Annotated in this window: 11 protein-coding genes and 1 riboswitch; of the genes, 6 read left to right on the top strand and 5 right to left on the bottom strand. The window is 63.1% G+C overall.

Translation table 11 applies throughout. From position 1 onward, the window contains the following. Positions 1-35: 35 nt before the first annotated feature. From E1263_RS27550 to E1263_RS27540, 3 genes are all read left to right on the top strand, one after another. Positions 36-698: a response regulator transcription factor gene (locus tag E1263_RS27550; protein WP_132172480.1), complete on the top strand. Its 663-nt coding sequence runs from the start codon at positions 36-38 to the stop codon at positions 696-698. Beyond that, positions 691-1899 (top strand): ATP-binding protein, encoded by a 1209-nt coding sequence (locus E1263_RS27545; RefSeq protein WP_132172478.1) that lies wholly within the window; start codon positions 691-693, stop codon positions 1897-1899. Before E1263_RS27550 ends, E1263_RS27545 begins: the two co-directional genes overlap by 8 nt. Positions 1900-4084: 2185 nt before the next feature. Further along, a riboswitch (cyclic di-AMP (ydaO/yuaA leader) is annotated at positions 4085-4255 on the top strand. A gap of 12 nt (positions 4256-4267) precedes the next feature. Continuing rightward, on the top strand, positions 4268-5179 hold the full coding sequence (locus E1263_RS27540) for a hypothetical protein (RefSeq protein ID WP_132172476.1): 912 nt from the start codon (positions 4268-4270) through the stop codon (positions 5177-5179). Positions 5180-5247: 68 nt separating this feature from the next. Here E1263_RS27540 and E1263_RS27535 read toward each other — a convergent pair whose 3' ends face one another. Continuing rightward, the gene (locus E1263_RS27535; RefSeq protein WP_132172474.1) at positions 5248-6090 is read right to left on the bottom strand and encodes a hypothetical protein; all 843 of its coding nucleotides are present in this window, start codon (positions 6088-6090) and stop codon (positions 5248-5250) included. 304 nt (positions 6091-6394) lie between these two features. Between E1263_RS27535 and E1263_RS27530 the strand changes: the two genes are divergently transcribed. Both E1263_RS27530 and E1263_RS27525 read left to right on the top strand, forming a co-directional pair. Further along, positions 6395-6715 carry a MerR family transcriptional regulator gene (locus E1263_RS27530; protein WP_132172472.1) on the top strand — a complete coding sequence of 107 codons (321 nt, stop codon included), beginning with the start codon at positions 6395-6397 and terminating at the stop codon, positions 6713-6715. A 466-nt stretch (positions 6716-7181) separates the two neighbouring features. After that, positions 7182-7544: a hypothetical protein gene (locus E1263_RS27525; RefSeq protein ID WP_132172470.1), complete on the top strand. Its 363-nt coding sequence runs from the start codon at positions 7182-7184 to the stop codon at positions 7542-7544. A 220-nt stretch (positions 7545-7764) separates the two neighbouring features. Here the strand turns inward: E1263_RS27525 and E1263_RS44110 are convergent, their stop codons facing one another. Then, positions 7765-7890, bottom strand: a complete 126-nt coding sequence (locus E1263_RS44110; RefSeq protein ID WP_272949699.1) for a hypothetical protein — start codon at positions 7888-7890, stop codon at positions 7765-7767. 500 nt (positions 7891-8390) lie between these two features. On the opposite strand from E1263_RS44110, the gene E1263_RS27520 reads away from it, so the two are divergent. Further along, positions 8391-12254, top strand: a complete 3864-nt coding sequence (locus E1263_RS27520; protein ID WP_165956766.1) for a tetratricopeptide repeat protein — start codon at positions 8391-8393, stop codon at positions 12252-12254. A gap of 18 nt (positions 12255-12272) precedes the next feature. Here E1263_RS27520 and E1263_RS27515 read toward each other — a convergent pair whose 3' ends face one another. The 3 genes from E1263_RS27515 to E1263_RS42880 all read right to left on the bottom strand — a co-directional run. Next, the gene (locus E1263_RS27515; RefSeq protein ID WP_132172466.1) at positions 12273-12998 is read right to left on the bottom strand and encodes a hypothetical protein; all 726 of its coding nucleotides are present in this window, start codon (positions 12996-12998) and stop codon (positions 12273-12275) included. Further along, positions 12979-13677 carry a zinc finger domain-containing protein gene (locus tag E1263_RS27510; RefSeq protein ID WP_132172464.1) on the bottom strand — a complete coding sequence of 233 codons (699 nt, stop codon included), beginning with the start codon at positions 13675-13677 and terminating at the stop codon, positions 12979-12981. Before E1263_RS27510 ends, E1263_RS27515 begins: the two co-directional genes overlap by 20 nt. 298 nt (positions 13678-13975) lie before the next feature. After that, a partial coding sequence (locus E1263_RS42880; RefSeq protein ID WP_475009300.1) for an NEPRO family protein occupies positions 13976-14821 on the bottom strand: 846 nt, incomplete at its 5' end.

Genomic DNA, 14821 nt, shown 5'->3' with positions numbered 1-14821 from the left:
GATTTCTTCAGGCTCCGTCGGCCATACTCGGTCGCATGCGCTTGCTGATCGTGGAGGACGAGAGACGCCTTGCCGACGCGCTTGCCCGTGGGCTGACGCTGGAGGGTTTCGCCGTCGACGTCCGTTATGACGGTACCGAAGGGTTGCACATGGCCACGACCAGTCAGTACGACCTGATCCTGCTCGATGTGAATCTGCCCGGCGTCAACGGGTACAAGTTCGTGGCCGCGCTGCGCGGGGCCGCCAACGACGTACCGGTGCTGATGCTGACCGCCAAGGACGGCGTGTACGACGAGGCCGAGGGGCTGGATGCGGGCGCCGATGACTACCTGACCAAGCCGTTCTCGTACGTCGTACTGCGCGCCCGCATCCGTGCGCTCCTGCGGCGCCACGGGCGAAGCACTTCGCCCGTGCTACGGGTTGGCGAGCTGACCGTGGATCGTGGCGCCCGTAGGGTGACCCGATCCGGCGCCGCAATCGTGCTGACCACGAAGGAGTTCTCGGTGCTCGAACAACTCGCCATTCGACCGGGAGACGTGGTGTCCAAGACCGACATCCTCACTCACGTCTGGGACCTGGCGTACGAAGGCGATCCGAACATCATCGAGGTTTACATCAGCACGCTGCGCCGCAAACTCGGCGCGGCGACGATCGAGACCGTGCGGGGCGCGGGGTACCGGCTGGTGGATCATGGGTAGGTTCTTCACCGGGGTGCCGATCCGCGCCGCGCTCGGCGCGACCCTGGTGGTCGCCATCGCCTTGGTGGCAACTGGCTTCGCGCTCCTGCATCTGCTGGAAAAGGACCTTGCGGACAAGGCGGACGCGCAGGCGGCGGCAGTGGCTGCCCGGGCCTCGGCGGAGCTGAAGGCAGGTACGGATCCGCAACGGGTAACGAATCGCGGTGTGCCCGTGAAGATCGAGGACCCCACTGGCAAGCTAGTTGCTGCCAGCAAGAATCTCGACACGATGAATGTGTCGGACCCCGCTCCGGTCAAGAAGACTGCGGCTTCCGCGCCGCCGGCCTTCTCGGACCCGGTCCCGGTCCCGGTCCCGAAGACAGCGCCGCCCGCTCCGGTCGAGAAGGCCTCGGACCCGCAGTACCGATGGGCTGCGACGGTGACGAGCGAGGTATCAGGGAAGCCGGTCGTGATCTTCGTCGCGACATCGCTGGAGACCGAGCGGAGTACGGTCCGGACGGTACGGCTGGGAATGATCGGCGGATTGCCGATTCTGCTGCTGTTGGTCGGAGTGCTGACCTGGCTCGTTGCCCACCGAGCCCTCCGCCCGGTCGCTGTGGCAGTCGACCGCCAACGCCGGTTCGTAGCAGACGCCTCTCATGAACTCCGCAATCCGATCGCCTCCCTCCGCACTCAACTCGAGATCGCCGTAGAACACCCCCAACTCCTCGACCTTGAAGGCATAGTTGCCGACACCGTCCGCCTGCAGTCACTCGCAGCCGACCTGCTGCTTCTCGCCAGACTTGACGCCGACCATTCGATCCCGGCCGGCGAGCCGGTCAACCTTGCCGAACTGATCGGTGAGCAAGGCGAGGTCTGGGTGGAGGGCTCGGCCGGCCAACTGACGCGCGTGATCGAAAACCTCCAGACCAACGCCCGCCGCCACGCAAGATCCATCGTTCGGACCTCGATACGGCTCGAACGAGATAAAGCGATCCTGGAGGTCGCCGACGACGGGCCCGGTATCGCCGAAACCGAGCGCGACCGAGTCTTCGAACGCTTCGTCCGCCTGGACGACGCCCGCACCCGCGACGAAGGCGGCGCCGGCCTGGGCCTGGCCATAGCCCGCGAAATCGCCACCCACCATCGCGGCACCCTCACCGCCCACGACAACCCCACCGGCGGTGCCCTCTTCCGCCTGACCCTCCCCGCGAAGACCTAAAGTCAGCATCCGCAGCGGGACCGTGGATGGAGTTCAGGGTCTCAGGTCAGGCCACGACGGGGCTTGCAGCGCCTTGTTTGTGCGAGGCGCAAGGCGGCGCCTGGAGGCATTTAGCCGGTCGCGAGAACACCGCCACCCCGGGATCGAGGTGGCACCCAACCCGGCTGCGGCTCAGCCTACCGGATCGAGGCAGATCGCCAGGTCAGAGGCTTGGTCAGCCCGGTCGGCGTACTCGTGACTCGGTGCCGGACAGTGAGCATTAGACGCCGACATTTGGCCGCCCTTTGGCGCTGATTCCTGTGAGTAAAACCATGAGCTGACGCCGATCACAGGTGAGATGGCCTTCGTGCCAAGAGGCTTGATGCGGTCCTCGGCCGGAACCGCTTCTCGGTCCGTTCCCGCTGCACACCCCCGTCGGCCTGTTTCACGGCCGTCGTTCATAGATCCTTCGTCAATGCCACGCGCTGACGTCCTGCCGGCTGACCAACAACCGGCCTCAACGCATGAGCAGAGAGGTTCTTGCGCCGCCGGGTCGCAGGTGGCGCCGTACCGGGGCGAAGGGAAGCCCTTGGATGCCCCGTGGACTGGCCTTCCCAACGGCGGCGATTGGTGGAAAGACTCGTCCTCAGCTGGCCCGCCCCTCACTGTTCGCGGGGGTTCCGTGTGACCCGGGTGCGGACTCGGCCGTTGAGGGTTACGTTAGATCTATGTAAAGGGTGAAGGTGATTGAAGATCATCACGGTAGGGACACTGTGCGGTCGGGCGCCTGTTGTTCGGGCTTGGCTCGTGCCAGGGTCTTGGCACGAGCAATTGCTGAGGGGAATGTTGTGGAGCCGCTAGGGGATATGACCGGACCCGAACGAGCCGCCGAGGCGGCGCGAGACCCTGACGGATACTTCGCACGGGTTCGGGCCGAGAGTGAAGCGGCTGCGGCTGCCGATGTGCGCGAGCGTGATCGGCTCCGCGCACTCGAGAGAAAAGTGAAGTTCCTACGCCTTATCGGCTTGCGTGGTCTCGGGGAACGGCTAGCCGGTAGACGCTGACGATTGCCGCGTACTGCTCGGCCGCCAGTTGGATGTTCTGGGCGCCGTGTTGGCGTCTGAATGTTTCGGGGTCTGCACCATGCAGCGAGATCACCCCGTACGAATTCGACCTCGTGACAACAGGTGTGGCGACAAGGCCGGGCTCTCGCCCCGCGGGCCGTGTGACAGTTCGCCCCTGGTTGAGCGCAGACAAGATGTACTGTCTGGTCTCATCTGAGGTCTCGCCGACATCCGGCACTCCCGCGCCGTAGGCCTGGACGAGTCTGAGGTGGCGACTTGGCGGCGCCTCGGCGATCTCCCAGAAGCAGGCACGGACGTTTTTTGCAGCGCCACCAAAGTAGTTGCACAGTGCACCGAGTGCGGCTGTCGTGGCTTGTGTCAGGGCCTCTGTGGGCGTTGTCCCATCGCCCGCCAGTTCGGCAAGGTCTGAGATGTGGCCGTTGAGCGGCCGAGCCAATCCAAGCATCGTGCTGTGGAAGGCGGTCCGAAGCTCACGATCATCGCGTTTGAAGCGTTGTGCGCGGGCGGCGTTGGCGAGAGCTGATGCCGCAAGTGCACCGACAAGGCCGCCGAGTATCCACTGGTTGCGGTGCTTTCCGTGGGTAGCGCGTATGGGCATGTGTAACTCCCGCCATCTGTGGGGATCCAGCGCAAGAGTTATCAGCGCGGCCCCACGTACCGTGCGTCAACTGACCCCTGCCGGACCGCCTGGATGCGACCGCGGTGCCGGCCTGCTGCCGGACCATCGGGGACTTTATCAGAACGAGACCTGACTCGTAACGCAGTGTTACCGAGTGAACCTGGGATTTGGTCCTTACCGGTGACGATTCCGCGCTCGCCGAGGGCTCGTGATGATCGAATCTGCGCGCAGGCCGGAGTGGCGTGGGAATTCGGCTATCACCGAATTGATCGCTCCGAGGCGTGCCTGCCGTCCGGCGTCGGTCGAATCGTTTCAATCCGGGCCGACCCGATCTTGTTGCCCCGCTTCGAGCGTGGTTAACGTATCAGTTATGCCCTGGGAGGCCTTATATGCAAGGCGAAACGCCGATGAGGGGCGTCGGTTGTGACGATACGAGCCGATCCGGTTTCGCTCTGCTACAGTCGCGTCAGTCCAGTCGCTAACTGGACTGTTTGTGTGTCGACGCCGAGCCCTGCCGGACACAGGAACTCCTCTCGAAGGACTACGGCAGGGGTGGGGGACCCAGGAGGTTGGGGCTTCGACCGTGAGTGGTCGTGGCCCTTGGGGTGAAGTTCGCGGGAGCGGACCGGGCCTTGACTCTCAGCCTGAACCCGACAGCTAACTTCACAGGCGTGGGGAGTTGTGCATGCTCGAATTCAACGGGCGTCGCAGGTCGGATGTGCTCGACGTGCGGCCCTGGTACTGCCGCCTGTCGTGGTGGAGGCTGGCGCTGTGGTCCGTGGTGGCCGCGGCGGGGCTTGGCGCCTGGGCATTGCAGGTCGACTACGGCGAGACGCTGCCTGGTCAGACCGGGTGGTGGATCTTCTCCGGTGATCGGAAGACGATCATCCGCAATCTGGGCATGCTGTGTGCCGCGTTGATCGTCGCCGTTCCAGCGTTCATGGCCTGGGAGTCGTCCGAGCAGGCGAAGCGGGCCGGTAGGCGAGAGGAGGCAGCAGTCGCTTACCGGATACAGACGGTCAATGGCGTCATTGCTCCGCTGAGCTACTTCTTGGGGTCGTTGGCCCAGTTGGACCCCGGTGAGACTCTGCTGCGACAGAGATTGGCTGGGGGAGCGCAGACGGCCACGTTGGCCGGCTTGGCCAATCTGCATGGTGGTTGGGACGAGGGCGTCCGAGTGTGTTTGTACCTGCTCGAAGGTGACAAGCAGAAGCGGCGCTTGGTGTTCAAGGACCACTCCGGGCGTGGGCATCGCAAGCCGATGGCTGTGGTCTACGAGGACGACGGCGGTCGTGGGACGGAGACATTCAAGGCGTTGGACGCGCGTGAGCCACGCACCTGGAGGTACGTCAAAGGCAAGGCGACGCCGGCCGGCTGGAATCTCTGCAAGAAGTATCGGTCGTTCATGGCCGTGCCGGTGGCGATGGGCGATGCGTTGTTTGGGATGATCTCGATTGATGCCGAAGATCCTGCGGCGTTCCATGTTGCGGTCGATCTGCCGACCCTCCAGACCGTGGCGTCACTCTATGCGGCGTTCCTCGCTGGAGTGTCCGCGCCGAAGGATCATCCGGACCGGTCGGGTTCCACCTTCGTATGAGGCATGCAGCGGCATGATGGCTGTCCTGACGAACCCAGCGTCAGGACAGCCGTCAGCGGCGCTCCGATTCAGCTATCGACGGAGATCGGACATATGCAGGTATCGGGGGAGTCCTCGAGCACTTGTGCGGCGACCTGGCCAATGCCGTCCGGATTGTCATGACCGAGGGCGTAGACCTCGGCTATGGCGGCTTCGGCGCACTCTGGTGTGTGCTGGGCTAGGTCGTACTCGAGTTCAAGGCCGGGGAGCGTCGACAGCGCCTCGCCCCAGTCGAGGTCGAGATAGATGTCCTCGGGAAGCGTGATGGACCCGCTAGCGGTCAACTGATCGACCATCTCAGCAACTGGGGTAGGTGAGTCGAGCGTGAAGTAGGTAGGGCTTTCGCTGTGCTGTTGCTGAAGAATCGACTCCGCAATGTGCTGGAAGCAGCCCTGATGTTGTTGGCCGCCGAGATTGACTATTGCGCGCTGCGGGGCGGGAGAGCACGGGGTGACCCTGCTGTGGCCGAGTTGGCAGGTCTCTCGTCGTACGGCTCGTATGGTGTCGACGAGCTTGACGGTGGCAGCTGTGGTCAGGCCGACGCTCGGATAGCCGAGGTTGAGGATCCACTCTGACACGCGAATCGCCGAGGCGTACTCGTTCCAGTGAATTGAGCCGATGACGGCCGCGCCGGCGATGGAACGTAGCTCATTCGCCGACAGGTAAAGGGCACGGCCGTCTTCAGCCGACCTGATCGCGGAAGCTGGTGCCTGCAGCGTCGGCTCGATGAGGTGCAGGAGTGCGCTCGCTTCAACACCAACATTTGCGGGGCGAGGGTCGGCGCAGCGGTCGAGCTCGCGGGCGGCGCCGGTGTAGTTCAGACCGGACAGCTGCTGGTAGGCACGGATTTCTCGTTGACGCTTGTTGCTCATGACAAGTTTTCTGCGGCGGATCGCTCCCACGTCGCCACCCGGCCGACGGTGTCACGAGGGTCAACCAGTTTGCGATTTGCCGTGCAATCCCACGTGAAACGGAGTTCCTTGTCATCGTCGCCGGGTGACATGGGCACCGAGCTCAGAGTGTGGCGCGTGGGCTACCGATCACCACCCTAACCGGTAGACGGTCACCCTGGAAGGCCCGTTCCCGTAGACCAGGAGCGACGCTGAGCGGGTGGCGGTTGGCCTCAGCGAGTTTCGACTTGACCTTGGCGCAGTGCCAGGTTGCACAGTTTCATCTGTGCAACTCGATGACTTCATGACGATCGGACAGCTCGCCAAGATCTCCGGTCTCTCAATGGACGCGATCCGCCGGTACGGCGACGACGGTCTGCTCCCACCGGCCTCGGTCGATCCAAGTACCAGATATCGCCGGTACCTGAGCGCACAGGGAAGTACTGCGAAGCTGATCCGCCTTCTCCGGGATGCGGCGTTGCCGCTGCGGGCCATCAGGCGAATTCTTCATCGCGAGGACGACCCGCTGACTGTCCTGTACGAGCATCGGGATCGCCTTGTTGAGAAGTACGACCTGCTCCGCAAGCGCATCGAAAGGATGCGATGAGCTTGTTGGCAGGCCGACGTCTCTGATCGCCCGCGGAGAACTCGATCACGATGCGATCGACAAGCTGGCGCCTGACTACTACCAGTTCGGTGATGCTGAGGTCTGGCTCGAGACAACTTCTCTTACGCCACAGGAGATCCGCCGTTGTGAGGATTTCTTGCATGACCTCTTCGACGTGAAATCGGTCGAGATTGATACGGAGCCTGAGTATCACTCGCGCCGTCTGTGGCGAACGCGACGAAGAAATCCGCAACTGGAGCCGCGACCCCAACGGCGCCCGCACCACAACCACCAGCACCCGACGCCTCCCCATCCTCCCGCCCGACGTCATCCGCACCCTGCCCTTCGGCACCGGCGTCCTCCTGGCCCGAACTGCCCCGCCCATTCTCTTGAACATGACCCCGTGGACCGATCGGGCCGACGCAGACTCGATCCGTCTCAGCATCGCCAGCCATACCGAAATCCCATGAACGACGACGACTTCCCCCTACCCGCCATCACCGATCCGTACGTCGTCTGCTGGCGAGACCTCGACCCCATCACCATCGCTGAGGAACTAGACCGCCTGAAGGAATGGGTGACCTGGGCAACCACTCGCTACAACCTCGATCACAAAGTCATTCCGCCCTGCTGGCCCGAACATGGCGCATGCGTTGAAGAACTCTCCGCCCTGCGCACGGTATGGGAGCACTGCTATCAGGACGACTCTGCTCCCACAGATCCCGTCGCCTTCCATCGCGACCTGACGCTGGCTGTCCGCCGGCTTCGAGACTGGACCTCCGTGCTCGGCTGCTCGCGGATCAACCACCGTCCAGAACAGAGGACGTGATCAACGGATTCAGAGCGACCGGACCACAAACTTGGATCTGGCGGTCCGTTGAGCAGTCATTTGGATAGCCGCCGCAGGTGCATCGCGCCGGAGTGCTGGTCTGACTCAGGTACAGGCGGCCGGCGACTCGGATTGCGCAAGACTCGGATCAGCTTGATGATGACCGGCCGAGTCAGGGTGATAGTGGAGGAAGCGGCAGAGCTTGCGACCGAGTATCGACTTAGCCGGCCTGATCGCAGGCGCCTTGCTGGAACTCGTCGAGCTCGCTGGACCACGGTCGTTGGCGGATGTCGCCCATGGCGGCTCGCGATGAAACATCCGCCGTCGGCGTCGGTCGGCTTTGCATCGGACGATGGATCGGTCTCGCTCAGCACTGAACAGAAAGTGTCGGAGGCATCACCTAGGGTCATTTTGACCTGGGAGGTTGAGATGATCCGTCGAGTTTCATTGCCGAGTCGTGTGTGGAAATGGATGTACGCCCGGAGTGGGAACCAGTGTGCGTTCGATGGTTGTCAAGCAGAGCTGGCGGCTTTGACGCCGAGTGATGATGTCATTCTGACAAGCCACCTTGCTCACATCATCGGAGCAAGTTCTCAGGGGCCGCGGGGTGAATCAGGGCTGAGCGCCGAGGAACGAGCGAATCCGAGCAACATCATCTTGCTGTGCACTCCGTGTCACCAGCGCGTCGATCAAGACCCAGGACGGTACACGCCCGAGGTCCTGCATTCGATGAAAGATCGTCATGAGGCACGACGCGGAACTCTCCCTAGGCTCCCTAGGACACTGCCTCGAACGGCGACCGGATTCAGGGGACGCGACGCTGAGCTGGCAACTTCGGCTGCGCGGTTGACTGACGTCGCCAGTTCGGCCACTGAGCTGCGAGCAGCCGTGCTCTTCTCGGGCGCTGCGGGGATCGGCAAGACGGAGCTTGCGGTGCAGCTCGCGCTGGCTGTGGCGGAACACTTTCCCGGCGGCCAGATCTTCCTCCGAGGCGTTGAACCGGGGAGTCCACGGGATCTTGTCGGAGACCTACTGGGCCTGATGACTGGAGATCGGTCGGACGTGGTACCGGTTGAGGTGCGGATCGGTACCTTGCGGGAACTTCTGACCAGGGCTCGGGTATTGGTCGTGGTCGATGATGTGAGGAGCGAAGTCGAGATACTTCCACTTCTCGAGATCGAGGGTGACTTCGGTCTGGTGATGACAAGCCGCTCACGGATGAGTGGCCTGGCCGACTGCGGAATCCTTGGTATCGCGATCGAGCGTCTGTCGCGGGCATCGGGTTCCGAGTTGATTCGCGAGATTGCACCCCGGCTGACGGAGTCCGAAGCATGGGACCTGGTTGAGGCTTGTGCTGGGCACCCGCTCGCGGTGCGTATAGCGGCCTCCAGGTTGGCAAGCCGACCGACTCTCGATGCTGCGCAGTACATCAGCAGGCTCTCGTCGGATGATGCTCTTGACCATCTCGTTGCCGGTCAGCGGACGGTGACCAGGGTCATCGAGGAGAGCTACCAGAGTCTCGGTTTGGACGGGGCGACTCTGATCAGTGCCTTGGGGCACTTGCCGCCGGTTCCGTTGCCCCTGGAAGCGGTGGCTGCAGCGATGCTCGGCACCGTGCAAGTAGACGATCTCGATCGAACTGAGGTGCTGCTCGATCTGCTGTTCGAGCAGCACCTCGTTGAGCAGCCCGCTGCCGGCGTCTATCAGCTGCACGATCTTCTGCACCTGTTCGCTCGCGCGCGTGCAAAAGCAACCCGGTTCGCGCATTCGCCGTTGCTCGAGGCATCGAAGGCGTACGCGGTGCGTATTCGGTCGGCGCACAACAAGGTGGCGCCGTCGGATGAATCGCAGGACAGCGTTGAGTTGGGGCAGCGCGCGGTCGTGGTTATTGACCAGGATCGGCAGGCTGCGCTAGCGATCGTCGAGCTTGCCGCGAAACGTTGCGTTTGGGATGGCGTGATCGATCTGGTGACCGCGCTGTATCCGACGCTCTATCTGCGGGGGTGCTGGCGGGATCTCCGTCGGGCTTCGTTGTGCCTGAGTGCGGCAGGGAAGCAGGCCGATCGCGCCGAGTGGATTTCCGCAGCTGAGCACCACCTTGCCGTTGCCGCGAGCCAGATGGGCGACTTCGAGGCGGCGACTGACCATTTCAGTCGATGCGAAGAGTTGGCGTTGCAATCCGGTGACGTCGTGGCGTTGCAGGACGCCCGCGAGGCTTTCGGAGACCTTCTTCTCAGCCAAGGCAGGTATGCCGATGGGATCCCGCTGCTCAAGATGAGCCTGAGCGTATGGCGACTGGCGAAGCAAAGCAGCAGGATCGCCTCAACGCTCTACCGCCTGGGGCTGACCTATCTGAATGTCGGTGACCTACGTACGGCGGAACGGTATCTCGTCAATGGGAGGCAGCTAGCGGAGAAGGCGGGCCTCGGCGACGGGGATCTAGGCTTCGCACTGGGGCTCAGCCGGCTCTACAGGCAGTCCGGCCGGTGGCTGCTTTCGGAGCGAGAATGCCTGGCAGCGCTCGCCTCTGCACGCCGTTCAGGAGATCGGCAGATCGAGGCTCAGGTTCTCCTTGAATTGGGCACGGCGCGGTTGAGGAAGGAGAGCGCGCTTGACGCAGGTTCCTGTCTCGAACAGGCCTTGGGCCTGTTCCGCGGGATGGAGAATCGAGTGGCAGAGACGAAGACACTCCATGCGCTCGCGATGCATCGCCGTCTAGAAGGCAAGCCCCTCGAGGCGGCGGAGTACCTCGATCGGAGTTATTCGATGGCCGTCGAACTGGGGCTGGAGGCGGAAACCGCTCAGTGCCTCGCGGAGCTGGGAGTGATTGCTGCTGACAGCGGTCGCCCTGATGCCGATGCAATCTTCACAGCTGCCGGATGTCTAGCCGAGGGCACTGGTAGTACACAGCTTGTGGCCCAGATTCAGTATGCTCACGGACTCATGCTGCTGCGTTCCGCGCGGCAGGCTGATGCAGTGGCATTGCTCCGTAGTACGTGGCTGCTCACCCGGCACGAGACCGACTCTGACATACGTGTTGCGATACAGGTCGCTCTCGGAGACGCGTTGCTGCAGAGCGGTCAGTACGGGGCGGCCGCGCAGGCGCTGCTGCCCATAGCGAAGGCTGTCAGCGGAACGCCTGGGGATGGTCTTAAGGCGGGCGCGTGTCGATTGCTTGCCGTCCTGTACTCACGGCGAGAGCTCTGGGCAGAGGCTGACGCAGCGCTGAAGGAGGCGTTCACGCTAGCGCGAGAACGGTCCGATGGGGGAGAAGAGCTTCAGTGCATGGCGACCAAGGCGAATCTCTGTGTTCGTCAAGGCAACTGGAGCGAGGGAATTGCTGCTTTCGACGCAGCGATCGAGGTTGCTGTGCGAAGAGCCGATGTTCGAGTGCTCGCGACTCTGCAAGCGAACCGATGGACCACTGTTTGGCGATCCAAGCAATTCGGGAGCCACGAGACGGCACTCGCCGACTGCGACAAGATTCTTGATCTCGCCGAGCGGGGTTCGATGCCCTGGATACGCGCCGGCCTGCTGCACAACAAAGGCGTATACCTCGCTGAAGCCGGGAGGCTTGATGCCGCGATGAAGGTCTTCATGGAAGCGCGTGCGCTCATGCTGTCCTCGGCTCAAGATGCAGATCGGGTGACGATCGAGATGAGCCTGGCTAGGACGGAGCTGCATAGAGGTCACCTCGAGAGTGCTTCGAAGCACGCGGCCGATGCGCGGATGGTGGCTGAGACGCATGCGGATTGGTTGGCAGCAGCATCTGCAGTGAAGATGCAACTTCAGATTTGCGAGACCGCCGAAGAGTCCGAGCAGGAGGTGCCGATCCGGGCCCGAATGGACGTCTCGCCACGCCCGGAGGTACTTGCCGCACTGCACGCAGAACTCGCAGGCCAGGCCGACCTCGGTTCTGGGGACAACGTGCGTGGCCGAACGATCCGAATCGGTGCCGATGTTCGAGCGGCTATGGAGAGGCTCGATATCGACATTGATTCCTTCCTGCCCTGGGCTCAGGACTCTTCCCAGCCGTGCGTCGTGTGCGGCCTTTCGATCGCAAGCGACGGTGATGCGGCGTTGATCGCCGCGACGCCCCAAGATCGGTCAGTGGCTTTGGTTATACGACTCGCCCACGCAACGTGCAGCCAGAGTGCGATGGTCAACTGGACAGGCCAGCTCGCCGCCGAGTCGGACACGCGGTTCGAGATAGAGTGCGCCCTCCTTGGCCCCGCGCCTAGCAGCGTCGCCGGCGTAGTGATCGACTGCTACGGGGGCTGGGGGATAGGTGCCAACGGCAAGATCGTCGACCTGATGCAGACGGCTCTCCGGCAATTCGGATTCGTCGATGTCCGGCAGGAGCGGACACTACTCGAAGTCGAGCCGAGACGCGAAGCTCCAGCAGCCCTGCTCTCTGGCAGTCAGCTGCGCCTTGACGGGATAGGAGATCTTGCCTTGGACCTGCCCCTTCAGTTCAACCGGAAATGGTATCGAACGGCGAGCGAGCAGGGTTCTCTCCTCGTCATGTTTGGTCGCAACCTGCCGTCCATGACATGGGAAGATCCGACATGCCTGTTCCGAGCTGCCGAATCAGGTCAGCTTGTTGCGACGGTGGCTCCCCTGCGCTTGCGCCAACCAGGAAGAAACGCGCTCTGCGTCTGTGAATCCGGGACCGCTCTGAAGTTCAAGCGCTGCTGCGGTGCAGCTTAGTCCCGGCGGCTGCAGCGCTCAGCGGAGTCCTGCGTTGCTCACCAGGTTAGTGAGGTGGTCGTCGAACGTTCGGAGGGCCAGGTCGAGGATTAGCACGCGTTCACGCCATGGTTTGAAGCCGAGCTGCGACCAGTAGCTCGTTAGCCGTTGGTGTGAGGCCCTCCGGGCGGGCGCGCCGCGGGTTCCTGGCTGCATCGCGTCGAGGGCGACCAGGCCGCAGCCTCGGCCGATTTCTTTGATGGCGGTGCCGGTGCCGAGCAGGCCTAGCTTGTGTCCGCGCCAGAGCGGATCGACTTCGGCTGAGTTGACCAGGAGCGCATCGCTGTTGAAGCCTTCGAGCTCGGATTCGATCTCGTATTCGCCGTTGGGGCGTTCGGTGAAGAGCAATGCGGCGAGGTATTCCAGATCGGCGTCTCGTGCGTCTAAGGCATCGAAGAGTCCATGCTGGCCGAGATCAACCTTGACCAGGTGCGCATGGCCGACGGTGAACTCGATTCCGTCGTCGGCGTCCTTGCCGTGATCGGCGATGGCTTCGAGCAGGTGAATGTCCGACGGATCGTCGGTTGTGAACGAGTACCAGGTCAGACTGAACGTGGCGTTGTAGTCGACAGCTCCCGGTGGATAGTGCTCCTGGCCAGGGAGGGCCAGTTCGGTACTCAGGCGAACGGAGAAGGTGCGTAGGAGGCTCGAGGCGGTTTCCGCGCTGACTTGTCCTAGGAGGGGTTCAGTGATGCTCAGAGCCACGGTTTTCCTTCGTGCAGTGCGAGTCCGGCCTTGTGGCTGGTGCGGCATGGTAGTTGGTTCCGGCAGGGAAGGCGTGTGGACGTTGCCTGTCCGCAGACGATCGACCAGTCGCCGGTGTACTCGTTGCGTGCCAGGAAGGTCTTCTCGTCATCTGGACCGGTACAAGGACGGTTCGATTGGCATAGGTCTGCTCGACGGTGAACCAGTCGGAGGCGTCCTGCACACGCTCGAATACGCGCGGATCATCCGACCACTTCCAGCGTTTCAGCCCCAGTGGGCCGCGCAGCTCGGGAGGTGTGGCCATGTCCTGCTCCCATTGCTGTGCGGCCTCGGCCTTCTCACGCGCTGCTCGCGCTTCGTTCTCCGCCTTCTCGATGTCCCACCGGGTCCGGCCGTCGCTCCGATTTCTGTGATTACCACGATCGTGCCCCTTGTCGTTCAGGCAAGGGGCACCGGGTGCTGCGCCGCAGGCTAGGCATTCGTGGTTGTCCCTGATCGGATCGTTCACCAACACGATCGAGTCGTCGTACAGTCCGCTTCCTCGTGGATCGACGAGACGGCAGACGAACTTCTTCGTCCCGTAGGTGACCGACTGAAAACCGCCTTGGCGACCGACGATCACCTCGGTGATGCGACCGTAGGTCTGGACTGCCTTCTTGGGGGTCAGCCGCTCGGTCACAGCTACGCGACCGCTTTCCGTCCATTCCTGGCCGATGACTGGCTCACTGACTCTGCACCAGGCGATCGGCTCACCACACCAGCCATCGAACAGAACCGCGTCACTCATCTCGTCGAGGCTAGTAGCTCTCCGTCGAGGATTCCAGTGGCTCGACGTGCAACTAGCTGCAACGAGGCCCACCCTCTCTCGCCGGTTGCGTCGTACGGGTCCGGCGGTCTGGTTGGCGGCGGCTCTGAGGCAGATCTGACCGTTCTGAGTGTGCGACGGTTGCTGTCCGGCCAGGCCATCATTCGGCGGGTCATCTGCTTTCAACCTGACGTTGTGTTCCTGCGGATGGCACCTGCTCGGCTTGCGGAGGGAACGAGTCGGGATCGGGTCGCCAGGAGACGAGGCTGCTAGTCAGCCGTGCATAGTGGGCCCGCTGCGTGACAGAGGACTGCCTTGGCGCGTCGCCGAGCGCGGTCGGAGACGTGATTCGGTAACGCTCGCGGTAGGCGACTACGGCTCGCAGGTGGTTTGCCTGGATCGCGCCGGGGCGGTCCTCGACGAGTCGTGTAAATGCGTCGTACCACCGGGGCCGATCGTGGACGGCCTTGTCGGCTAGCCAGTCGACCCTTTGGCTGATCTGAGTCTCGAGCTCCTTCAAGGGTGCAAGCAGAGTTGGGTCAGCTATGCCATGAGCTGACCAAACGAGCCCTGCGATCAACGGGGGCTGCTGTCCCCTTCTGAATGGGGTTCGAGACACGAGACGTTCGACTCGGGCGTGCAGCACCGCGGCCACATCCTGAGCATTTGACAGCGATGACTGAGCGACAGCTCGGCGAAGCAGATCTGGTACACCGATGCCGAGGGCGTCGCCGCGACGGAGTTCGGCGATCAGAGCCCCGTATGCCGGCGAGGCCAACAGCGCTGCTTGGTCGGCGGTGTCGAGGCCGCTTTGGGCGAAGGCTGAGCGGTAGCGGGCGCGGGCGTCCAGTTGGCAGAGGTGTTCGTGGATGGGGACTAGGCGGTCGAGGCGGGTGGCGTCGTCGAGTTCTTGGCGCATGACTTCGTGGGCGGAGAGTTCTACGCCGGGGTTGTTGAGGACTGTTTCGAGGACGTCTTGGAGGGTTTGTTCGGGGTGGGGTTCGTGGAGGTCTGGGGT

The organism is Kribbella antibiotica (assembly GCF_004349055.1).
In the GTDB taxonomy this organism is placed as follows: Bacteria; Actinomycetota; Actinomycetes; order Propionibacteriales; family Kribbellaceae; genus Kribbella; species Kribbella antibiotica.
This window is presented reverse-complemented; position numbering and strand designations above follow the sequence as displayed.